Raw genomic sequence first — 21,961 nt, 5'->3', positions numbered from 1 at the left:
TACACCGAACAGGACCGAAGGGTCACTTCTCGGTGTGCGTGGGCGGAAGCTTGGGGGTGTCCTCGACCTTGTCCTCAACGGACTTGTCCGCGGCGTCATCGGCCACGTCGGCGTCGGCCACGTCGGTGTCGGCGGCGTCCGAAGCGTCAGCCTCGTCGTCCGGCTCCTCCTCGGGCAGCACGCGGCCGATGGCCTGCTTCACGAACTGGCTGTAGACCTCGGGCGCGACCTCGAGAGTGACGTACTCGTCGTCGATGTCCCAGACGGTGCCGAGCTGGCCGCTGGTGGTGATCACGCGGGTGCCGGGCTTCAGCGCCGCGACGGTTTCCGCCTGCCGAGCCTTCTGCTTTTTCTGCGAGCGGCTCATGAACCAGATCATGCCGATGATCAGAATCAGCGGGAGCAGCAGCGTGAAGCCGGAGCCACCGCCGGAAGAACCTTCGGCCATCGGGACAGCGGAGAGAACCATCGGGATCCAGAATCCTTCGTCGAGTACGGCTGTCGCCGGCTCGGTCTCGAAAAGCACGTCCTCGAGAGCCCACCGGAAACGCGAACGGATGACCTGGGGCCAGGCCACCGGGGAGTCTAACCCTGACCGCCGACAACTGGCGCATTACCCGTGGTCACAGTTAAGTCACTCGCCCCTGACTGATTACGCACGACGAACGGCCAAAGTTCCGGCGTACACGCAGAGCGACCGTCAGGCGTCGTCTTCGGCATCGAAAAGGGTGTCCGCGAAAGTCGCGTTCTTCGGCACGTTCAGACCGAGGTGGCGCCAGGCCGCCGGGGTCGCGACCCGGCCGCGCGGCGTACGGGCCAGGTAGCCGGAGCGGACCAGGAACGGTTCGGCCACCTCTTCGACCGTCTCGCGCTCCTCGCCGACGGCCACCGCGAGCGTGGACAGGCCGACCGGTCCCCCGCCGAAGCGCCGGCACAACGCGTCCAGCACACCGCGGTCGAGCCGGTCGAGGCCCATCCTGTCCACCTCGTAGAGGTCCAGCGCGGACTTGGCCAGCGCGAGCGTGATGATGCCGTCGGCCCGCACCTGCGCGAAGTCCCGGACGCGGCGCAGCAGCCGGTTCGCGATCCGGGGTGTGCCGCGCGAACGCGACGCGATCTCCGCGCCGCCCTCGGGAGTCATGTCGACCTGGAGCAGTTCGGCCGAGCGATTGATGATGCGCTCGAGCTCCGACGCCTCGTAGAACTCCAGGTGACCGGTGAAGCCGAAGCGGTCGCGCAGCGGTCCCGGCAGCAGACCGGCACGCGTCGTCGCTCCGACCAGCGTGAACGGCGGAATCTCCAGCGGAATGGCGGTGGCGCCCGGCCCCTTGCCGACGATGACGTCGACGCGGAAGTCCTCCATCGCCATATAGAGCAGCTCTTCCGCCGGTCGCGACATCCGGTGGATCTCGTCGAGGAAGAGCACTTCGCCCTCGTTCAGCCCCGACAGGATCGCGGCCAGATCACCCGCGTGCTGGATCGCCGGGCCGCTCGTGATCCGCAACGGCGACGACAACTCGCTGGCGATGATCATGGCCAGTGTGGTCTTGCCCAGGCCGGGCGGACCCGACAGCAGAACATGATCCGGTACGCCGTTGCGCCCGCGCGCCGCGTGCAGCACCAGCTCGAGCTGTTCGCTGACCCGGCGCTGGCCGCCGAACTCCGCCAGCGTCTTCGGCCGCAGCGCCGACTCGAACGTGCGCTCCTCGAAATCGGCGTCGCCGGAAACCAGCGGCCGGACGTTGTCGTCAGCTGACATGTCAGGCCTTCGACAGCGTGCGCAGCGCCGCCCTCAGCAGATCCGGCACGGACGGCTCGGCCTGGTCCACCGCCAGCGGCGAAACCGCGATGACGGCGTCCTCCGCGTCGCGGGCCGACCAGCCGAGGCCGATCAGACCGGCCTGGACCTGGGCGCGCCAGTCGTTCGCGGCCTGCAGCGGCCGACCCGTGACCGTCCGCGACGGCAGGCCGATCTTGTCCTTGAGCTCGAGCACGATCCGCTGCGCGCCCTTCTTGCCGATACCGGGCACCTTCACCAGCATGGCCAGGTCCTCGTTCGCGACGGCCTGGCGAATCTGGTCCGGGCTCAGCACGGCAAGGGCTGCCTGGGCCAATCGCGGCCCGACACCCGAAGCGGTCTGCAACAGCTCGAACAACTGCTTCTCGTCGTCGTCGGCGAAGCCGTACAGCGTGAGGGAGTCCTCGCGGACCACCATCGAGGTGAAGACCTGGGCCTCCTGGCCGGGCCGAAACCCGGCGAGCGTGCCGGGATGGCAGAACAGCTGCAGCCCGACTCCCCCGACCTCGATCACACAGCTGTCCACGCCGATCGCGGCCACCGGGCCACGGACGAACGCGATCATCGACGTCCTCCTCTACTACTCGCGCTACTCGCCTGCGCGGCGACCGCCTGCTGGAACCTGTTCGTCACTCCACCGCGCCAGACGTGGCAGATCGCCAGCGCCAGCGCGTCGGCGGCGTCGGCCGGTGTCGGGCGCTCGGGCAGTTTGAGGATCCTGGTCACCATCTCGGTCACCTGCTCCTTCCCTGCCCGGCCCGAACCGGTGACGGCCGCCTTGACCTCACTCGGGGTGTGCAGCGCGACCGGCAAGCCCATCCGGGCCGCCACCAGCATCGCCACCCCGGCCGCCTGCGCGGTGCCCATCACGGTCTGCACGTTGTGCTGCGCAAAGACCCGCTCGACCGCGACCGCATCCGGTTTGTACTCGGTGATCCACTCGATGATGCCCGCCTCGATCAGCACCAGCCGGCGGGCGATATCGAGATCGGCCGGCGTCTTCACGACCCCGACGGCGATCATCGTCGGCGGCCGGCCGGCCGAACCCTCGACGAGCCCGAGACCACACCGGGTCAGACCCGGGTCGACACCGAGCACGCGCATGAACTACCTCCGAACGTTTGTTCGACCACCCTAATAGCCGACCCCACCCGGATCCCAACCGACGCGCCCTAGCCTGTGGACAACGGGCACGGGTTTAGAAGTAGTCGAGCATGTACGGCGCGGAGCCCGCGAATGCCGCGTCGAGGCGCTCGTCGTCGCCAGTGGCAAGTCCTGCCGCGCGCAAGGTGGCGAGCGACGTACCGGCGTAGAGGGCGGCCAGACCCCGGGCCGAGAGGCGCGGCGCCGGCGTCGTACCGGTGGCTGGGATGAGTTCCCCCGAGCCGTCCGAGATCTTGAGACGCCACCGGCCGGAGTTGGCGGGTAGTTCCACGTCGTCGATCTCCAACTCGGTGTCGATCGTCAGTGCCGGGTTATAGCCGCGACCGGCGATAGCAGCAGGTACGTCGAGCAGACGGAGCATCCACCGCTGGTACGTCGTCGCGGGATCCGCCTCGTGCTGGAGCAGATAGTGGATCGGGTCCTCCGGCGATACGTACGCAAACACGTTCTTGGCAATAGAGGAGCCCGAGCCGACCGTGGCCCACAATGCCCGGGCAGTAGCCTCCGAGCCCGCTACAAGCTCGTCCACCCGCAGGTCCGACCCATCCCACGTGTACGCGGTAAAGCCGTCCTCTCCGACGTACACGAAGTTATCGTCGTCCTCGAGCCACTCGCGCACCTTGGCGACCGGCCAGCGGAGGAGACCGCTCTCCCGGCCGGGACCACGTACGCCGGCCACAAGTTCCAGCAACAGCTCAGCGTCTTCCGGACGGCCTGGCCGGAGCGGAACCTCCTTGCCACCAAGAGCCCTGAGGTCAGCCGCCGGGAAGGAGAACTTGTACCGACCACCGGCGAACTCATACCCGAGGTGGCGATAGATGACCACCGTCGCCGGGTAGAGCACGCTGATCGGGAAGCCGTACGCCTTGCTGCGCTCGAGCACTCCCCGCATCAGCAAACTGCCAACACCACGCCCGCGGAACTCCGGCGCCACCACGACACCGGCCACACCCGCCATCCGCACCGGACGCCCGGCCCACCACTGGTCGAAGTCCCAGATCCGGGCGGCCGCGACAACCCGCTCCCCCGCGAGTACGCCGAAGTACCGCCCGTCGGTCACGAACTCCCGCGCCTCGGCCAGCCACTGCTCGCGCCGCGCCGCCGAGATCAACCCGAACGACCGCGAACGAATGCCCACCACCTCGGCCAGTTGGTCTTCCGTCAAGTCCACGAACCGCAGCTCATCAGTCACACGCCGACCCTAATTCGTCAGCTAGCGGCCTGGCTTGTCAGTTATCGCGCGGGCTTGTCGGTTACCCAGAGGTGGATGGTTCCCGCAACTACGACGGTGCCGTCGGTACGGGTCGCCTTGACCCGCACCGGTACGTCGGGGCCGGCCGACCAGGCGTCGGGGTCGGTCTCGGCGCTGCAGGTGAGGTCGGTGGTCGACTTCGCGAGGTACTCGACCTCCATGCCCTTCGGCAGCCAGCGCTTGCCCTTCGGCACGGTCGCCTCGGCCAGTGCGCCCATCGCCGCCTCCAGGCCGTTGCACACCGCGATCGCGTGCACCGTGCCGATGTGGTTGTGCACCGCCCGGCGCTTCGGCAGCACCAAGCTGGCGTAGTTCGGACTGACCTGGATGAAGCGCGGCCGGATCGTCCGGAAGTACGGCGCCTTCCACGCGAACGCCGCCGAGAACAGCCTCCGCCCCGCGGGCAGCCGGCTCAGTTTCGTGTACATCTCCAGCACAGAGGTCGCCATGCCAGGTACGTTACTCGCGAGTCACTTAAGCCGGAACGGCACCGGTTATGATGTCGCCCACTGTCCGACGTTGTCTCCCCGCGGATCGCCGCCGAACACCCCTGACGAAGGACGATGACCACGTCCAGCAGCACTCCCAGCATCAAAGAGGTCGCCCGGCATGCCGGCGTCTCGGTCGGCACGGTCAGCAATGTGCTCAACCGGCCGTGGATCGTCACGCCACCACTTCGCGAGCGGGTGCAGCAGAGCATCGAGGCGCTCGGCTTCGTGCGCAACGAGGCGGCCCGCCATCTGCGCGCCGGCCGCAGCCGCACCATCGGCCTGGTCGTGCTCGACGTGTCGAACCCGTTCTTCACCGACCTGGCCCAAGGCGCCGAGGAGCTGGCCGCCGATCACGACACGGTGGTGATGCTGTGCAACAGCCGCACCGACCCGGTCCGCGAGCGGCACCACCTCGACCAGCTCGAACAACAACGCGTGCTGGGCATCCTCATCACCCCGGTCGGCACCCACAACAACAAGCTGCTCAGCTCGCTGGCGGCAAGAGGCACGCCGGTGGTGCTGGTCGACCGGGCCGCGCCCGAGGGCGACCACTGCGCGGTGTCGATCGACGACCGTCTCGGCGGCCGACGCGTCGGCGAGCACCTGATCGAGCGAGGCCACCGCCGCATCATCTTCATCGGCGGCCCACTCTCGATCCAGCAGGTGTCCGACCGCCACGAAGGCATCACCTCCGCCGTCGCCGCAGCCAAAGGCGTATCGCTGAAGACCCTCGAACTCCCCAGCATGAGCGCCGAACAAGGCCGCACCGCGGGCGTGACGGTCGCGGATATGCCACCGTCATCCAGGCCGACCGCCGCCTTCTGCGCGAACGACATGGTGGCACTCGGCTTCCTGCAGGCCATGGCCGCGCGCGGCCTGGCGGTGCCCGGCGACATGGCCATCGTGGGGTACGACGACATCGAGTTCGCCGCCACCGCCGCCGTACCGCTGTCGTCTGTTCGGCAACCGCCCGACCTGCTCGGCCGTACGGCGATGGAGCTGCTGCAAGTGGAAGTCGAGGCACCTGAGGGCCATCGGCACCGGCAAGTGACCTTCCAGCCGGAGCTGGTGATCCGCGACTCCAGCGCCGAAGCCCGTCATGACTGATCGCAAGCAATACCTCAATCGGCTGAGTTCGCCGGCCGATATCGAGGGGTTCCGCATGGAGGGCGACGGCGCCGTCACGTTCCCGCAGGGGCGGATGCGGCTGGAAAGCCTCCGGCCACCGGAGGACGGCCAGGACGCCAACATCGTGCTGTGGTGCCCCGAGGACTTCGGGCCCGACATCACCGTGGAGTGGGACTTCTGGCCGATCCGCGAGCCAGGCCTCTGCATCCTGTTCTTCCACGCTCATGGCCGCCAGGGCGAGGACTTGTTCGACCTGGCACCCCGCACCGGGCCGTACGACCAGTACCACCACGGTGACCTCGACGCCTACCACGTCTCGTACTTCCGCCGGATGTGGCCGTCCGAGCGCAAGCTGCACACCTGCAACCTGCGCAAGAGCTACGGGTTCCACCTCGTCGCCCAGGGCCCGGATCCCTTGCCTGCGGTGCTGGACGCGCAAGGGCCGTACGCGATGCGCCTGACGGTGCGCGGCGGCGAGATCACGTTCGAGGTCGATGGCCTGGTGGCGTTCCGCTGGCAGGACGACCAGCCGCTGGCGGGCGGCAGGATCGGCTTCCGGCAGATGGCGCCGATGATCGGCGAGTACGCGAACCTGCGCGTCACCCCGGGGTCCAGCGGTCAGTGACCGGCTCCTGACAAACCCGCTGACTGAGCATTGACTTTGATACGATTCAAATATACGTTCCTCACACTTCCCACCCTGGCAAGCGCTCTCCAGATCAGGCAGGTGTACCGGTGGAACGTCGTAGGCCCGTCCTCTCGCATCGCCCGATCGGCGGCGCGCGATGACCTTGTCTGGTTGGTCTTTGCGGCTTTACGAGGCGGCCGACGAGCTGTTCTGGGCGTTCACGCTCACCCTGCTCTGGATCGTCTTCACGCTCGCCGGCGGCGTCATCCTCGGTATCGGTCCGGCTACGGTCGCGGCCTATACAGTCGCTCGGCGGCGCGCTTCGGGTGAATCGTTTCAAGGCTGGTCCGCCTTTCTCACCGCCTACCGGCGGGAGTTCGTTCGCGGATCACTGCTGGTGCTGCCGTTGGCCGGCGCCTTCGCCCTCCTGGCCGCGAACTACTTCTGGTTCGCGTCCATCGGCCCCGCGGCCGCCGTACCCCGGCTCGCCACGGTCGCCGCACTGGTCGCGCTGATCGTCGTCAGCTCCTACCTGTTGCCCATGTTCGTCCACTACGACCTGCCGGCGCGGGCCTATCTGCCCAAGGCGTCACTGTTCGCCATCACCCGTCCGGCCTCGTCCGTCGTACTGCTGTTCGTGCTGGCGGCGGTCGTGTACGTCGCCGACACCTTCCCGTTCCTTGGGCTGGTCCTAGCCGTCGGCGCCTGGATCCAGCTCGACACCTGGCTCTGCCTGCGCTTCTTCGCGGAGAACGAGGCGCGCCTGCAAGCGAAAGGCATCACATGAAGCGTCCACCCCTGCTGTCCCGCGCGATCGCTCTCGCACTGACTACTGCCCTGCTGGCCACCGCCTGTTCCGGTGGTGACGGCGAACAGGCGTCAGCCGACGAGCTGACCATGATGGTCCCGCTGTTCGGTACCGCCCCTGATCCCGCCGGCGAGGTGCAGCAGGCCGTCGAGAAGCTCATCGACAAGAAGCTCAAGATCACCTGGGTGCCCAACGCCGAGTACGGCGACAAGACCAACGTCACGCTCGCCTCGGACAAGATCCCGCAGGTGATGGTGATCCAGGGCGAGAAGGGCGCGTCGTTCGTCAAGGCCGCCGAGGCCGGCGCCTTCTGGGACCTCACCGACAAACTCGACGCCTACCCGAACCTCAAGCCCGCCGACCCGCAGACCGACAAGAACTCCCGGGTGAACGGCAAGGTGTACGGCGTTTACCGGGTCCGGCCGCTGCTGCGCTCCGCGGTCGTCATCCGTAAAGACTGGCTGGCCAAGCTCAACCTGAAGGCGCCCAAGACGGTCGAGGACCTGCACGCCGTCGCCAAGGCGTTCACCGAGCAGGACCCGGACGGCAACGGCAAGAAGGACACGTACGGCCTGATCATCCCGAAGTGGCCCGGGAACTACAGCAGCGCCAGCCCGTACGACGTGATCGAGACGTGGTTCGGTGCACCCAACGGCTGGGGTGAGCGCGGCGGCAAGCTGGTGCCGGGCTTCGACACACCGGAGTTCCTGGCGGCCAACCGGTGGCTGAAGACCTGGGTCGACCAGGGCCTGATCAATCCCGACTTCGCCACCTTGGACACCGGTGACTGGAACAACCCGTTCGTGCAGGGCAAGGGCGGCATGATCATCGACGTCAACGTCCGCGGGACGGCGCTGCTCGACCTGTTCAAGGAGAAGGACCCGAAGGACTTCGACAAGGTCGAGATGGTCGGGAACCTGGTGGGGCCCGACGGGAAGAAGTTCTCCTACCCCTTCACCGGCTATAACGGTGTCATCGCGATCTCCAAGCAGCAGATCCGGACCGACGAGCAACTCGCCGAGGTCCTGAAGGTGCTGGACAAGCTCGCCTCGAAGGAGGGCCAGGTCCTGCTCACCAACGGGATCGAGGGCCGCAACTTCAAGGCCGAGGGCAAGTTCGCGGTGCCGATCAACGAGTCCGACCCCAAGGTGCAGCAGATCAAGAACGACGTGGACAAGGCGTTCATCCAGCTCGGTACGAGGGCCAGCGTCGGCATGGGCGCGTACACCCCCAAGCCCAACGACGAGCCGAGCCGCCGGCAGTACGAACTGCGTGAGCAGCTGATGGTCGAGGACCTGAAGACGGCGGTGCACAACCCGGCCATCGGGCTGGTCGCGCCCACCTCGATCGAGAAGGGCCAGACGATCGAGACGATCGTGTCCGACGCCCGGATCAAGTACCTGTCGGGCGCCATCACCGAGGACCAGCTGAAGGAAGCGATCAAGCGCTGGTACGACAGCGGCGGCACGCAGATCGCGGCCGAGATCAACGACCTGTACGCCAAGCTCGGCGGCTGACCACTCGCACGCACGCCACCACCAACACGATCGAAGGGACCCGTCGTGGCCACCGATCTGGCGCCGAACCCGGCGCCGCCACCTGTTGAAGTGACCCCTGTCGTCGCCGGGCGCCGCAAGCGCCCGGCACGCCGGGTACCGCTCGGCCGCGAGCTGTTCCGCTATCGCTGGCTGTACGTGATGCTGCTGCCCGGCGTCGCGTACTTCATCGTCTTCAAGTACCTGCCGATGTACGGCCTGACGATCGCCTTCAAGGATTTCGTGCCGTTCCTCGGCTACTCGGGCAGTCCGTGGGTCGGTCTGAAGCACTTCGAGCAGCTGTTCAGTGGGCCGGACTTCGGCCGGCTGATGGTCAACACCCTGATCCTCGCGTTGCTCACCATCGTGTTCATCTTCCCGGCACCGATCGTCGTGGCGATGATGCTGAACGAGCTGCGGATCAACCTGGTGAAACGCTCGGTGCAGTCGTTGATCTACATCCCGCACTTCCTGTCCTGGACGATCGTTGCCTCGCTCACCTACTTGCTGTTCTCGGTGGACTTCGGCGTGATAGCGAACTACATCCATGGTCTGGTCGGCGGGCAGAAGGTGGACTATGTCGCGCAGGCGGCGTGGTTCCGCCCGCTGATCGTGCTGCAGCTGCTCTGGAAGGCAACTGGCTGGGGCACGATCATCTATCTCGCCGCCTTGGCCGGGGTCGACTCCCAGCTTTACGAGGCCGCCCGCGTCGATGGCGCGGGTCGCTGGCGCCAGTTCTGGCACGTCACCTTGCCGGCGATCCGGCCGACCGTGGTGGTGATGGCCATCCTCACGTCCGGCAACCTGCTCGACTCCGGGTTCGAGCAGATCTGGCTGATGACGACCTCGCTGAACCGGTCGGTGGCGGACGTGTTCGACACCTACGTCTACTACGTCGGCATCACCCAGGGCGCGTTCAGCTACGCCACCGCCGTGGGGCTGTTCAAAGGCCTGATCGGGGTTCTCCTGATCTTCGGCTCCAACTGGCTGGCGAAGCGTCTCGGCCAGCGCGGATTGTTCTGAGGAGCTTGTAGATGGCCAGAAACCAGACCGTCAGGCACTACGACTCCGTCGGCAGCCGGGCCTTCGACGCGCTCAACATCCTGCTGTTGGTGGGCTTGGCCGTGATCACGGTCCTGCCGCTGCTCTACGTGCTGGCAGGGTCGTTCGCGACCGAATCGGAGATCACCTCACGCCCGTTCTTCCTGTGGCCGGAGAAGTTCGTCACCGATACCTACGAGTACATCTTCTCCACCGACACCTTCGTCCGGGCCCTGCTCACGACCATCTGCGTGACAGCGGTCGGTACGGCGGTCCAGGTGATGCTGACCTTGACGATGGCCTATCCCCTCGCCAAGCGATACCTGCCGGGCCGCGCGCTGGTGCTGAACATGGTGATCTTCACGCTGGTGTTCGGTGGCGGCATGATCCCCACCTACCTGGTGGTGCGCGACCTCGGCCTGCTCGACAGCTACTGGGCGCTGATCCTGCCGCTGGCGATCAACCCGTTCTACCTGATCGTCGTCAAGAGCTTCTTCCAGGAACTGCCACAGGCCCTGGAGGAGTCTGCGCGCATCGACGGCTGCAACGAGCTCGGCGTGTTCCTGCGGATCGTGCTGCCGCTGTCAAAGCCCGTCATCGCCACGTTCTCCCTGTTCTACGCAGTGGCCATCTGGAACGACTACATGTCTCCCCTGCTGTACATCGACGACAGCAAGAAGTGGACGTTGCAGGTGATCGTCCGCCAGCTCACTGCCACCAATGCCGACTCGGCCAACGTGCTGCAGCAGCTGGAGACAGTGGCGTTCCCCGAGCAGGGCCTCAAGTTCGCGGTCGTAGTGGTCGCCACGTTGCCGATTCTGCTCTTCTACCCGTTCCTGCAAAAGCACTTCGCCAAGGGAGTTCTGATCGGATCGGTCAAGGAGTGACAGAGGTCCACTGGTTGGAGGAACCGCTGGGTCAGGGAACGACGTGGGGAGTTCCCTGGCCCCGCGGCACGATCTCGCCGGGCACGCCTTTCGCGCTTGCTGACGGCACTGCGCTGCAGAGTTGGACCACGGCTACTTGGCCGGATGGCTCGGTCAAGTGGTCCGCGCACGCGATCGGCCCGCAGACGCGACCGGCAGCGTCGTACGACGTGGTGGCCGGCCAGGAGCCCGCCGTACCGTCCTCGCCTGTGCTTGTTGTGCGCGATGGGGCTTCCGTTTGCGTCAGCACTGGGTCGGTCGAGTGGCGGTTGTGTGCGCCGGGGTTGATCGCGACGATCTCGTACGACGGGCGGGTGGTCGTGCGGGATGTTCGGTTGATCAGTTTGCGGCAGGACGTTCCGGATGACGATGGCTCGCGGGTTCGGACCGAGACGGTCGCCCGGGTGGAGCGGATCACGGTCGAGCAGGAAGGACCGGTGCGGGCCGTCGTACGGCTGGAGGGACGCCATGGGGATTGGCTGCCGTTCAGTGTCCGGTTGGTCTTCTACGCGGGGGCCTCGGATGTTCGGGTCATGCACAGTTTCGTGTGGGACGGCGATGCCGGGCAGGACTTTCTCGCGGGACTTGGTCTGGCTGCTGATGTGGTGATGCGGGACGCCTTGCACAATCGGCACGTACGTCTGGCCGGTCCGGAGGGGTTCCTGACCGAGGCGGTCCGTGGGCTCACTGGACTGCGGGTCGATCCTGGCGACGACGTACGACGGGCACAGGTCGCGGGCCGGCCAGTAGGGGATTTGGAGTTCAACGAGAAGTTGGTTCCAGCGTGGAACGACTACACCCTGGATCAAACCAGCGCGGACGGCTTCAGCTTGCGTAAACGGACCGCGCCGGGCCATGCGTGGGTCACGATTCCGGCCGGGACACGATCGCCGGGCTACGGGTATGTCGGCGGCAGCCAAGGCGGTCTCGGGTTCGGCTTGCGCGACTTCTGGAAATTGCATCCGACGCGTCTCGACATTCGCGCAGCCGCGACGGATCTCGCGACCGCGACCGTGTGGATGTGGTCGCCCAGCGCGCCGCCGATGGACCTGCGGTTCTGGCACGACGGGATGGGCCAGGACACGTTTGCCGAACAACTCGAGGGTTTGGAGATCACGTACGAGGATTACGAACCGGGCTTCGGCGATCCGCGCGGCATCGCCCGCACGCACGAGCTCACGCTTCGGGTGCACGATGCCACGCCGTCGGCCGAGGACCTCGCGTCGTACGCTCAGCAGCTCAACTCCCCCGGTCTGCTGACGGCCTCGCCCGAACGGTTGCTCGAGGCAAACGTCTTCGGGACCTGGGGGCTGCCGGATCCGGCGTACCAGGAGATCGAGGATCGGCTGGACTTCCTCTTCGACTTCTACGTCGGCCAACGCGAGCAACGTCGGTGGTACGGCTTCTGGGATTACGGCGACGTCATGCACGCGTACGACCGCGATCGGCACACCTGGCGGTACGACGTTGGTGGGTTCGCGTGGGACAACTCGGAGCTCTCGCCCGATTTGTGGCTTTGGTACCAGTATTTGCGCACCGGTCGGGCCGACGTGTTCCGCTTCGCCGAGGCGATGACGCGGCATACCGGCGAGGTTGACGTCTACCACCTTGGTCGGTGGCGCGGCCTGGGTTCGCGTCATAACGTGCAGCACTGGGGTTGTAGTTGCAAGCAGTTGCGCATCTCCAACGCGGCTTATCGGCGCATCTACTACTACCTCACCGCCGACGAACGGACCGGCGATTTGCTCGACGAGCTGACGAATCCCGAGGAGACGTTCCTCGCGATCGATCCGTTGCGGAAGGTCCGAACCGACTCCTATACGCCTGACCCGGCCGCGTTGTCCGTCGGACTCGGCGCGGATTGGGGTGCGCTGGCCGCCGCCTGGCTCACGCGCTGGGAGCGGTACGGCGACGAGCGCGCGCGGGACCGACTCCTCGGCACGATGGCGGATATCGCAGCAATGCCCCGTGGATTCCTCACCGGCCAGGCGCGGATGAACCTCGCCACGGGCCGCTTCGACACGACTTCGCAAGCGATCAGCGTCTCCCACCTATCAGCCGTCTTCGGCCTCCCCGAAATCGTTGCCGAACTCATCGACCTGACTGACGTCCCCGGTTTTGAACAGACCTGGCTCGACTACTGCCGTCTCTACCTAGCCTCACCAGAAGAGCAGGCCGCCGAGGTAGGTCACCCGCTGCAGGGCATCTCCCTCATCCAGGCGCACAGCCGACTCGCCGCCTACGCCGCCGCCCGCACCAGCGACGCCGACCTAATGCGCCTCGCCTGGCGCAAGTTCCACCTCGACGAAGGCGACCAGCTAAACCACAACCTCCTCCAACGCGAACCCACCTGGCGCCTAACCCCCATCACCGGCCCCACAGTCCTCACCGCAATCGACGAGGCCCCCTTCATCTCCACCAACGACGCCGCCCAATACGCCCTATCCGCCATCCAACTCCTAGCCCTAACCCGCACCCCCTGACCCCTGACCCCTGACCGACGTACCCGCCGGCGTGTCTGTATCCCGTTCATCGGGCCCTTGTGACGCGGCGTGTCGCCCATCATCGGTCCCTTGTGACCACGCGCACCGCCGGCGATTCCGCGCCAGTCGTCCTCAACTTTGCATTCATTCGTCGGAATCCGCCCTCGGCCGTCCCCTTGCCTGTGCTGGTCCGCTGAGCTGTGAGGGCGGATTCCGACGAATGAATGCAAAGTGAGAGAGGCTCGCGCCCTTGGTCACAAGGGCCCGACCGCCAAGCCGAGGGTTGGTCACAAGGGATCAGGTTCGAAGATGGTCTAACCGGGCGTGAGGTCAGGCGAGGTCGTCGGCCGCGTTCATCGCGACGCCGACCAGCTCCGGGCTGAGGTCGACCACGGTGTTCCCGTCCGCGTCGGTCTGTCCACGCTCGGTGATGGCGAGGCCGATCAGAGCGAGCGTGCCCGCGCGATGCCGGCGCAGCCTTTCGGTGGGGTCCTCCGTCCGCGGTGCGGCGCCCTCGTCGTCCCGTTGCCAGGAGGCAACCGCCCGCTCAGCCAACACTGCCGGGACCACTACCCGCACCGCCTGCAGCCCCGCATCCCGGAACACGGCCCCGATCTCCCCCAACGTCCGCGCCTCGTCTCCGTACTCGGTCACGATCCTCAATCCTTCGACTAGTCGTTTTCAGGCTCGCGATTCAGCGTGCCGCACAGTCGCTCCCCCAGGCATCCGGCGTATCCCGTAAACGGTCCCTTACGCCTATCGTCGGATCCCACGTCTCCATTCCGTTCATCGGGCCCTTGTGACGCGGCGTGTCGGCCATCGTCGGGCCCTTGTGACCACGAAACCCCTTGGTCACAAGGGACCGATGAACCGCGACGCGCCGTGTCACAAGGGACCGATGAACGGTGTTTAGCTGCAGACGTTGATAGGGGAATTCACGCGGGTGATGTTGCGGAAGGTGGTGTTTGTGCCGCAGGGGTTTTCGGTGATGCGCGAGTTGGTGACCGTGAGGTTCTGGATGGTGATGTCGCGGTTGTTGGCGAACTCGGTCCGCGCGGCGAGGCGGATTTCGCCACCACCTGAGACCGACCCGCTCACGGCGGCGATGTTCACGTTGTAGCAGTTCTCGACCAGGATCGAGTTGTTGCCGGTGTTCGAGATCGTCACCCGGTCGATCACGGCACCACCACTCTCGGATACGCAAAAGACCCCGCGGCCGCCACCCCGCGCGATCACCGTGCCAACGCGAATGTTGGTGGGATAGCTGCTGCCGACCCGGCCGTTGCGGTTGGCCATCCGGAAGGCGGCGTACCCAGTACCAGTGCCGGCGCCGTCGGCGTCCACCGTGCCGATCGTGGCGTTGATCGTCTGGTTGAGCAGTAGGCCGGAATCACGCGTGTTGCGAGCGGTCACGGTGCCGATGGTCAAACCGTCGACGCCGTACGTCTCGACGCCGTGGGTGCCGGAGCCGGAGACGTACACGTTGTCGATCCGCACGTTCCTCGTCCACTGGCTCGTGTCGCCACGGTTGTCGATCCGGATGCCGAGGCCGCCCGACAGCCGCATGTCGATCTGCCCGAGGATGACGTTGGTGACGTTGCGCATGAAGATGCCGTACAGCGGTGCGCCGGTCAGCTTCAGATGCTGGACCTCGACGTCGCGAACCCCGCGCGCGTAGACCGGCGCCTGGTCGCCCGAACCGGAGCCGGTCACGTTGATCGTGCCGCAGACGTCGAGCACGGTGTAGCTCGCGAGCGATAGTCGCGAGCCCGCGCTGACCGTGCCCGAGCCTTGGACGACGACTCGCTGTTTGGAGGTACGTCCGGCGGTGAGGCTGTTCACCGCCGCCTGCATCGCGGCCATCATGCTCGACCCGGTGTACTTCGTACTGCTGCCGTTGCGAGCGCTCCACGTACTTCCGCTGACGGTGACGATGGCGTTGTACGCGCCCGTCCCGCAATCAGCCGCGACCCCGTGTTCGGGTGCCGGGGCCGCCTGAGCCGGCGGAGCGACAGCCGCGGCGAGCACGGCGAGGAGGAGCGCAATGCGTTTGGATCTGGCCATGAGAGTCTCCCGAGTCAAGGGAAAGCGACTCTGGCAATCGCTTTCCATTGACCGGGAGTGTTATCGCTAACAACTCCAGCGTCAACGGCTTGTAGTCGTCCGGGCACGGAAAGCCATTGGCCAGTTCCGGACACCACCGAGGCGCCGCGAATAAACCGCGGAGACACCGCGGAGAGGTCAGCCGACCTCGGCCATGACCTCGTCGGAGACGTCGAAGTTGGCGTAGACGTTCTGTACGTCGTCGCTGTCCTCGAGGGCGTCGATCAGGCGGAAGATCTTGCCCGCGCCGTCGGCGTCGAGTTCGACGGTCATCGACGGCACGAACGACGCGTCGGCCGACTCGTAGTCGATGCCCGCGGCCTGCAACGCGGTCCGGACCGCGACCAGGTCACCGGCCTCGCTGATCACCTCGAAGGACTCGCCGAGATCGTTCACCTCGTCGGCGCCGGCCTCGAGCACGGCCTCCATCACGTCGTCCTCGGTCAGGCTGCGGCCGTCCTGCTCCTTGGCCAGCACGATGACGCCCTTGCGGTTGAACAGGTACGCGACGCTGTTCGGGTCGGCGAGCGAGCCGCCGTTCCGGGTCATCGCGGTACGGACATCCGCCGCGGCCCGGTTCCGGTTGTCGGTCAGGCACTCGATCAGCATCGCCACACCGTTCGGGCCGTAGCCCTCGTAGGTGATCGACTGCCAGTCGGCGCCACCCGCCTCGGCACCGGAACCACGCTTGACCGCGCGGTCGATGTTGTCGTTCGGGACCGACGACTTCTTCGCCTTCTGAACGGCGTCGTAGAGGGTCGGGTTACCGGCCAGGTCGCCACCGCCCGTGCGGGCAGCCACCTCGATGTTCTTGATCAGCTTCGCGAAGAGCTTGCCGCGCCTCGCGTCGATGACGGCCTTCTTGTGCTTCGTAGTGGCCCATTTGGAGTGGCCTGACATGCGCGACCCAACCTTCCCGACTGCTTCTACCTGGCTACTGGCCGCGCACGATCTCGGCGAACAGGCCGTGCAGTCGTGCGTCCCCGGTCATCTCCGGGTGGAACGACGTGGCGAGCAGCCGATCTTGGCGAACCGCGACGATCCTACCCGCGGCCGGGCCTTCCGTGACCGTCGCCAGGGTCTCGACGTCCAGTCCGACCCGTTCCACCCACGGCGCCCGGATGAAGACGGCGTGGTACGGCGTGTCCAGCGCGGCGAAGTCCAGATCCGCCTCGAACGAGTCCACCTGGCGGCCGAAGGCGTTCCGGCGGACGGTCACATCCAGCCCGCCGAGCGTCTCCTGGCCTTCGATGCCACCATTGATCTCGTTCGCCAGCATGATCATCCCGGCGCAGGTCCCGAACGTCGGCATCCCGTCCGCGATCCGCTTCTGCAACGGCTCGAACAGGTCGAACGCGCGCGCCAGCTTGTCCATCGTGGTCGACTCGCCACCCGGCAGCACTAGGCCGTCGACCTCGGCCAGCTCCGACGGACGTCGTACCGCCCGGCCCTCGACGCCGACCTGCGCCAGCATGGCCAAGTGCTCGCGGACATTGCCCTGCAGAGCGAATACACCGACCACGGGCTTACTCACGTCGCTCCTCAAAGTCACAGTCTCCTCGGCGCTGCCAGTTGATGGTGGTCTCGATCCGGCCCTCGTCGAAGGCCGCTTGAATACCCCGCCCGGCCAGAAGAGCCAGTACGTCGTCCAGCAAGGCCTCCCCCGGCGCGACGTTTGCCGTGTCGGGGTGCCACACCTTCAGCTCGAGCATCCCGAAGTCGACCGCGTGCCAGACGTCGGTGTCCGTGAAGAACACGACGCCTTTGGGCTCGGTAGCGGCCTCTAGCGCCTTACGAGCGTCATGGTGGTCAGCGCAGTACCGGACAACTACAAGCCCGAGAGCCTCCAGCTCATCCAGTACGTCGTCCAGGCGGTCCGTGTCGGTCTGAGCGGGCCATGTCGCCGCATCAGCTTCTAGGTCCGCGACGGCCTCAGTGATCAACTCGGGCACCAGGGCGGCCGCATCGACCTCAGGCGCGTCCTCGCGGACAGCCTCGGTCAGTGCGGCCTCTACCTCGGCCCGGTCGGCATAACCGGACCGGACCAGGACGCGGGCTAGGCCGCGCAACTCCCGGTCGGTCCGGTCACTGAGCCCAGTGATCACCAGCCGCGCTCTGAAAGACGGTGCGGCTCGGGGATCTCGTCGACGTTGATGCCGACCATGGCCTCGCCCAGACCGCGGGAGACCTTGGCGATCACGTCAGCGTCGTCGAAGAAGGTGGTCGCCTTCACGATGGCCTCAGCGCGCTGTGCCGGGTTGCCGGACTTGAAGATGCCAGAGCCGACGAACACGCCCTCGGCGCCGAGCTGCATCATCATCGCGGCGTCGGCCGGGGTGGCGATACCGCCCGCGGTGAACAGCACGACCGGAAGCTTGCCGAGTGCAGCGACCTCCTTGACCAGCTCGTACGGCGCCTGGAGCTCCTTGGCGGCGACGTACAGCTCGTCCTCGGGAAGGTTCTGCAGGTGGCGGATCTGCTGGCGGATCTGGCGCATGTGCGTGGTCGCGTTCGACACGTCGCCGGTGCCGGCCTCGCCCTTGCTGCGGATCATCGCCGCGCCCTCGGTGATGCGTCGCAGCGCCTCACCCAGGTTGGTCGCGCCACAGACGAAGGGAACGGTGAAGTTCCACTTGTCGATGTGGTTCGCGTAGTCGGCCGGGGTCAGCACCTCGGACTCGTCGATGTAGTCGACACCGAGGCTCTGCAGCACCTGGGCCTCGACGAAGTGACCGATCCGGGCCTTGGCCATCACCGGGATCGAGACGGCCGCGATGATGCCGTCGATCATGTCCGGGTCGCTCATCCGGGAGACGCCACCCTGGGCCCGGATGTCGGCCGGGACCCGCTCGAGTGCCATCACCGCGACGGCGCCGGCATCTTCGGCGATCTTGGCCTGCTCGGCGTTGACGACGTCCATGATGACGCCACCCTTGAGCATTTCGGCCATTCCGCGCTTGACCTTCGACGTACCGGTCTGCGGGCTGTTCTCGGTCACTCGATCCTCCATGAATGTGCTGGCTGCTGCGCTCCCAGCGTAAGTGGTCGCGGCAGCCCGATATCAGTCCACCTCAGATCGAGTGGACTGATGCCTCGGTCAACGCCTGGCCCAACCGGCTCACCACCAGGCCCAGGGTTTCCGGCGGCGCGGTGAACGGGATCCGCACGTGCCGCCGATCCGCCCCGTCAGGCGTGAACAACTCCCCCGCGCTCAGCAACAACCCGTGCGAACGCGCGATCTCCAGCACCCGGCGCGACCGTAGCTCCGTCAGCTCCAGCCAGAGCGTCATCCCGCCCGTCGGCGTGGCCCATGCCACGCCCGGCAAGGTCCGAAGACCCGTCTCCAGCGCCGCCAGGTTGGCCCGCAACCGGGCGCGCCGTCGTACAACTAATTGGTCCAGGCGATCCGCCAGCGCCTGCGCGAGCAAGTCGTCCAGCGCGCTCGGCGAGGTGATGTTGAGCTGCGCGGCCGTGGTCATCCGGCGCCGGAGCTGGCGACCGCTGCGCACCCAGCCGACGCGCAGACCGCCCCACACCGTCTTGCTCAGACTGCCGACGCTGACCGTCCGCGGATACCGGCTGAGCGGTCCGGGCTGCTCGGTATCCGACAGCCAGAGCGGCCGCAGGGTCTCGTCGCAGACCAGCGCCGCGTCGTACCGGCGGGCGATCTCGACCACCTCGGTACGGCGATCGGCCGGCAGGCTCAACCCGGTCGGATTGTGGTTGTCGGCCTGGAGGTAGATCAGCTTCGGCTTGTGCCGGCGGCAGAGATGCGCGAGTTGATCCGGATCCCAAACGCCCGCGGGCCAACCGACGATGTCCAGGTTGTGCCGCCGGAGGATGTCGAGGGCCGCCGGGTACGTCGGGGACTCGGTGATCGCGACGCCCGCGCCGAGGTCCAACCCGGCCAGCGCGGCGTTCAACCCGGCGGCGGCGCCAACCGTGAGCGTCAGCTGATCCGCCTCGGTCGGAACGCCTTCCCTGGTGAGCTGTTCAGCCAGTACGGCGCGGAGTCCGGCCGAACCACCCGGCGGCGGCCCATCCCCACCCATCGCCTGCGGCAGCCCACCCGTGACGAGTTGCGCGCACGCCTCGGCGACGTCGTGCGGCGCGGCGGTGGTGGCGAACCGGAGGTCGAGCAGGGGTGCTTCCGCGTCGGTCTTCTCGGTTTGGGTCCGGCTGACGGTCGAGGCAGGCGCGATCGGGTCGAGCAGGCGATCGAGTGGCCGGACGTGGGTGCCGGAGCCGCGCCGGGTCTCGAGTACGCCGTCCGCGCGGAGCTGGTCGAGCGCACGTACAACAGTGACCCGGCTGACGCCCAAGCGTTCCGCGAGCACCCGCTCGGACGGCAACCGCGACCCGATCGACAGGTCACCCCGCTCGATCCGCCGCAACACCAGGCTCTCCACCTGCGCGGTCTTGGTCCCATCCGCGGCATCAAGGTCATCGGTCCGCCACATAAGTCCACTCTCCCACAACTGGACTTACCGCGCCCCTCCTCCCCTTTGCCGCGAGTGGTCGCGTCCGATCCACGCGACGGTCACCCCTTCCACCTCCCGCGAGTGGTCGCGTCTGGTCCGCGCGGCGGTCAGACGCGGCCACTCGCGGCGGGAAGAAGGAGGTCGCGACTCGGTCAGACGCGACCACTCGCGGCATGAAGAAGGGGAGCGCCGCGGTCAGACCTGACCACTGGCGGCAGGAAGAAGGGGAACAGCGGCGGCGGTCAGACGCGACCACTCGTGGAAGGAAGGCGAGGGCCGTGGCGGCGGTCAGAAGTGACCACTCGCGGAAGGAGGAAAGGAGCGGGTCGCAAGGAGGAGGGCGGGGTGGCGGGAAATGTCGGTGGGTGGTGTGAGAATCGAAACTATGAGCGAACGGTGGGCCATTGCGCCGCTGGAGGGCGGTGGGGCTGAGGTCGTCGCGCTCGGGGTGGACGGGCGGCCGGCGGGTCCGATCCAGCGCGAGGGCGATCTGGTCGCTGCCGTGCGCTCGCGTCCGGCGGTGGACCGGTGGGTTTGGCGTGCTACGGCGGACGTCTATCCCCGGCTGCTCGCGGCCGGGGTTCGGCTCGAGCGCTGCTATGACATCGAGAACGCCGAGGGCTTGTTGCTCGCGCACGAAGGGCGATTCGGCGAGCCTCGTTCGGCGGCGGCCGCGTGGGCGCGATTACAAGGGCATGAGGTGCCGCCGGATCCGCCGTTGCGAGCGGCCGAGCCGGGATCGCAGTCGTCGCTGTTCGAGATCCAGCCGACGCCGGTGCCGTTCGACGCGTTGCTGACGGTGTACGTCGATCAGCTCCAGCGGCACGAGAAGGCGGTCGATCCCGACCGGATGCGCCTGCTCACCGCGGCCGAGTCGGCGGGCATGCTCGTCGCCGCCGAGATGGATCAGGCCGGTCTGCCCTGGAGTGCCGACGTGCATCGTGCCCTCCTCGACGAGCTGCTCGGCGAGCGCTATGCGGGCGGCGTCGAGCCGCGCCGGCTGGCCGAGCTCGCCGACCAGGTCTCCGAAGCGTTCGGGCGGCCGGTCCGTCCCGCGCTCGCGGCGGACGTGATCAAGGCGTTCGGCCAAGCCGGTATCAAGGTCCGCTCGACCCGGCGCTGGGAGCTCTCCGCGATCGACCATCCGGCAGTCGCGCCATTGCTCGCCTATCGGTCGCTCTACCGGATCTACACGGCAAACGGTTGGTCCTGGTTGCAGGACTGGGTGCACGGCGGCCGCTTCAGACCCGGTTACCTGCCCGGCGGTACGGCGACCGGGCGCTGGGTCACGAACGGCGGTGGCGCGCTGCAGATACCGAAGGTCATCCGCCGGGCCGTCGTCGCCGATCCCGGCTGGCGCTTGGTCGTGGCCGACGCGGATCAACTCGAGCCACGCATCCTGGCGGCGATCTCCCGGGACAAGGCGTTCATGGAAGTGGCCGGGCAGGCGAGCGACCTCTACAAGGCCGTCTCGGATCGGGCCTTCGCGGGTGATCGCGATACGGCCAAGCTCGCGGTGCTCGGGGCGATCTACGGCCAGACTTCGGGCGACGGCCTGAAGAATCTGGCCGATCTCCGTCGCCGTTTCCCCACGGCCGTGGCGTACGTCGACGACGCGGCCCGTGCCGGGGAGGAGGGGCGCCTGGTGCGTACGCATCTCGGCCGCACCTGCCCACCCGCCGTACGGACTGGCGAGGTCGATCCGTCGGTCGAGGTCGAGGAGACGCGGTATGCCGCGGGCTATTCCGGCTCGGACGCGCGGGCTCGTGGGCGCTTCACCCGCAACTTCGTCGTACAGGGCAGTGCTGCCGACTGGGCGCTGCTGATGCTGGCCGCGTTGCGTCGCTCGATCGTCGACCTCCAGGCCGAGCTGGTCTTCTTCCAGCATGACGAGGTGATCGTGCATTGCCCGGCCGACGAGGCCGACCAGGTGGCGGACGCGATCCGCGCCGCGGGCGCCCTCGCCGGCCGAATAGCCTTCGGCGAAACCCCCACCCGCTTCCCCTTCACCATCGCCACCGTCGAGTGCTATGCCAACGCCAAATAGCCCGTCTGCGGTGGGACGGGTTTCCGAGGAGTGGAAAGGTGGTGGGAAGGGCTTCGCCATGCACCTGATCGGCAGT

General features: G+C 67.1%; 21 protein-coding genes. 8 read left to right on the top strand and 13 right to left on the bottom strand.

Annotated features, from left to right (window positions below):
- Nucleotides 1-22: 22 nt before the first annotated feature.
- From yajC to OG394_RS01575, 6 genes are all read right to left on the bottom strand, one after another.
- Nucleotides 23-577, bottom strand: coding sequence for a preprotein translocase subunit YajC (yajC, locus tag OG394_RS01600; RefSeq protein ID WP_328992942.1), 555 nt, complete (start codon nt 575-577; stop codon nt 23-25).
- Nucleotides 578-700: 123 nt separating this feature from the next.
- Nucleotides 701-1,759, bottom strand: coding sequence for a Holliday junction branch migration DNA helicase RuvB (gene ruvB, locus OG394_RS01595; RefSeq protein WP_328992941.1), 1,059 nt, complete (start codon nt 1,757-1,759; stop codon nt 701-703).
- Between the two features lies 1 nt (nt 1,760).
- On the bottom strand, nt 1,761-2,363 hold the full coding sequence (gene ruvA, locus OG394_RS01590; protein WP_328992940.1) for a Holliday junction branch migration protein RuvA: 603 nt from the start codon (nt 2,361-2,363) through the stop codon (nt 1,761-1,763).
- Nucleotides 2,360-2,902 (bottom strand): crossover junction endodeoxyribonuclease RuvC, encoded by a 543-nt coding sequence (gene ruvC / locus OG394_RS01585; protein ID WP_328992939.1) that lies wholly within the window; start codon nt 2,900-2,902, stop codon nt 2,360-2,362. The genes ruvA and ruvC overlap by 4 nt, the downstream gene beginning before the upstream one ends.
- 94 nt (nt 2,903-2,996) lie before the next feature.
- The gene (locus OG394_RS01580) at nt 2,997-4,154 is read right to left on the bottom strand and encodes a GNAT family N-acetyltransferase (protein WP_328992938.1); all 1,158 of its coding nucleotides are present in this window, start codon (nt 4,152-4,154) and stop codon (nt 2,997-2,999) included.
- 41 nt (nt 4,155-4,195) lie between these two features.
- Nucleotides 4,196-4,663 (bottom strand): hotdog fold domain-containing protein, encoded by a 468-nt coding sequence (locus tag OG394_RS01575; protein ID WP_328992937.1) that lies wholly within the window; start codon nt 4,661-4,663, stop codon nt 4,196-4,198.
- A gap of 114 nt (nt 4,664-4,777) precedes the next feature.
- Between OG394_RS01575 and OG394_RS01570 the strand changes: the two genes are divergently transcribed.
- From OG394_RS01570 to OG394_RS01540, 7 genes are all read left to right on the top strand, one after another.
- Nucleotides 4,778-5,812, top strand: coding sequence for a LacI family DNA-binding transcriptional regulator (locus tag OG394_RS01570; RefSeq protein ID WP_328992935.1), 1,035 nt, complete (start codon nt 4,778-4,780; stop codon nt 5,810-5,812).
- Nucleotides 5,805-6,458 (top strand): DUF1961 family protein, encoded by a 654-nt coding sequence (locus OG394_RS01565; RefSeq protein ID WP_328992934.1) that lies wholly within the window; start codon nt 5,805-5,807, stop codon nt 6,456-6,458. Before OG394_RS01570 ends, OG394_RS01565 begins: the two co-directional genes overlap by 8 nt.
- Nucleotides 6,459-6,618: 160 nt before the next feature.
- A complete protein-coding gene (locus OG394_RS01560) occupies nt 6,619-7,248 on the top strand; it encodes a YesL family protein (protein WP_328992933.1) in 630 nt (209 codons plus the stop codon).
- Entirely contained in the window at nt 7,245-8,786 is a 1,542-nt protein-coding gene (locus OG394_RS01555) for an extracellular solute-binding protein (protein WP_328992932.1), read from the top strand. The genes OG394_RS01560 and OG394_RS01555 overlap by 4 nt, the downstream gene beginning before the upstream one ends.
- Nucleotides 8,787-8,831: 45 nt before the next feature.
- A complete protein-coding gene (locus OG394_RS01550; RefSeq protein WP_328992931.1) occupies nt 8,832-9,827 on the top strand; it encodes an ABC transporter permease in 996 nt (331 codons plus the stop codon).
- Between the two features lie 11 nt (nt 9,828-9,838).
- A complete protein-coding gene (locus OG394_RS01545; RefSeq protein ID WP_328992930.1) occupies nt 9,839-10,732 on the top strand; it encodes a carbohydrate ABC transporter permease in 894 nt (297 codons plus the stop codon).
- Nucleotides 10,729-13,254, top strand: coding sequence for an exo-rhamnogalacturonan lyase family protein (locus tag OG394_RS01540; protein ID WP_328992929.1), 2,526 nt, complete (start codon nt 10,729-10,731; stop codon nt 13,252-13,254). Before OG394_RS01545 ends, OG394_RS01540 begins: the two co-directional genes overlap by 4 nt.
- 330 nt (nt 13,255-13,584) lie before the next feature.
- On the opposite strand, the gene OG394_RS01535 is transcribed toward OG394_RS01540, so the two are convergent.
- The 7 genes from OG394_RS01535 to OG394_RS01505 all read right to left on the bottom strand — a co-directional run bounded on the left by OG394_RS01535 (nt 13,585) and on the right by OG394_RS01505 (nt 19,817).
- On the bottom strand, nt 13,585-13,908 hold the full coding sequence (locus tag OG394_RS01535; protein WP_328992928.1) for a hypothetical protein: 324 nt from the start codon (nt 13,906-13,908) through the stop codon (nt 13,585-13,587).
- Between the two features lie 255 nt (nt 13,909-14,163).
- A complete protein-coding gene (locus OG394_RS01530; RefSeq protein WP_328992927.1) occupies nt 14,164-15,318 on the bottom strand; it encodes a right-handed parallel beta-helix repeat-containing protein in 1,155 nt (384 codons plus the stop codon).
- Nucleotides 15,319-15,495: 177 nt separating this feature from the next.
- Nucleotides 15,496-16,257 carry a YebC/PmpR family DNA-binding transcriptional regulator gene (locus OG394_RS01525; protein ID WP_328992926.1) on the bottom strand — a complete coding sequence of 254 codons (762 nt, stop codon included), beginning with the start codon at nt 16,255-16,257 and terminating at the stop codon, nt 15,496-15,498.
- 34 nt (nt 16,258-16,291) lie between these two features.
- Nucleotides 16,292-16,891, bottom strand: coding sequence for a pyridoxal 5'-phosphate synthase glutaminase subunit PdxT (pdxT, locus tag OG394_RS01520; protein WP_328992925.1), 600 nt, complete (start codon nt 16,889-16,891; stop codon nt 16,292-16,294).
- Nucleotides 16,884-17,462, bottom strand: a complete 579-nt coding sequence (locus OG394_RS01515) for a DUF6891 domain-containing protein (protein ID WP_328992924.1) — start codon at nt 17,460-17,462, stop codon at nt 16,884-16,886. The genes pdxT and OG394_RS01515 overlap by 8 nt, the downstream gene beginning before the upstream one ends.
- A complete protein-coding gene (gene pdxS, locus OG394_RS01510) occupies nt 17,459-18,367 on the bottom strand; it encodes a pyridoxal 5'-phosphate synthase lyase subunit PdxS (protein ID WP_328992923.1) in 909 nt (302 codons plus the stop codon). Before pdxS ends, OG394_RS01515 begins: the two co-directional genes overlap by 4 nt.
- A 61-nt stretch (nt 18,368-18,428) precedes the next feature.
- Nucleotides 18,429-19,817 carry an aminotransferase-like domain-containing protein gene (locus OG394_RS01505; protein WP_328992922.1) on the bottom strand — a complete coding sequence of 463 codons (1,389 nt, stop codon included), beginning with the start codon at nt 19,815-19,817 and terminating at the stop codon, nt 18,429-18,431.
- Nucleotides 19,818-20,223: 406 nt separating this feature from the next.
- Here OG394_RS01505 and OG394_RS01500 point away from each other — a divergent pair, with 406 nt between their 5' ends.
- Nucleotides 20,224-21,885 (top strand): bifunctional 3'-5' exonuclease/DNA polymerase, encoded by a 1,662-nt coding sequence (locus OG394_RS01500; RefSeq protein WP_328992921.1) that lies wholly within the window; start codon nt 20,224-20,226, stop codon nt 21,883-21,885.
- The last annotated feature ends 76 nt before the right edge of the window (nt 21,886-21,961 follow it).

Source organism: Kribbella sp. NBC_01245 (assembly GCF_036226525.1).
GTDB lineage: Bacteria > Actinomycetota > Actinomycetes > Propionibacteriales > Kribbellaceae > Kribbella.
The sequence above is the reverse complement of the archived record's forward strand: the minus strand, read 5'-3'. Positions and strand labels throughout refer to the sequence as shown.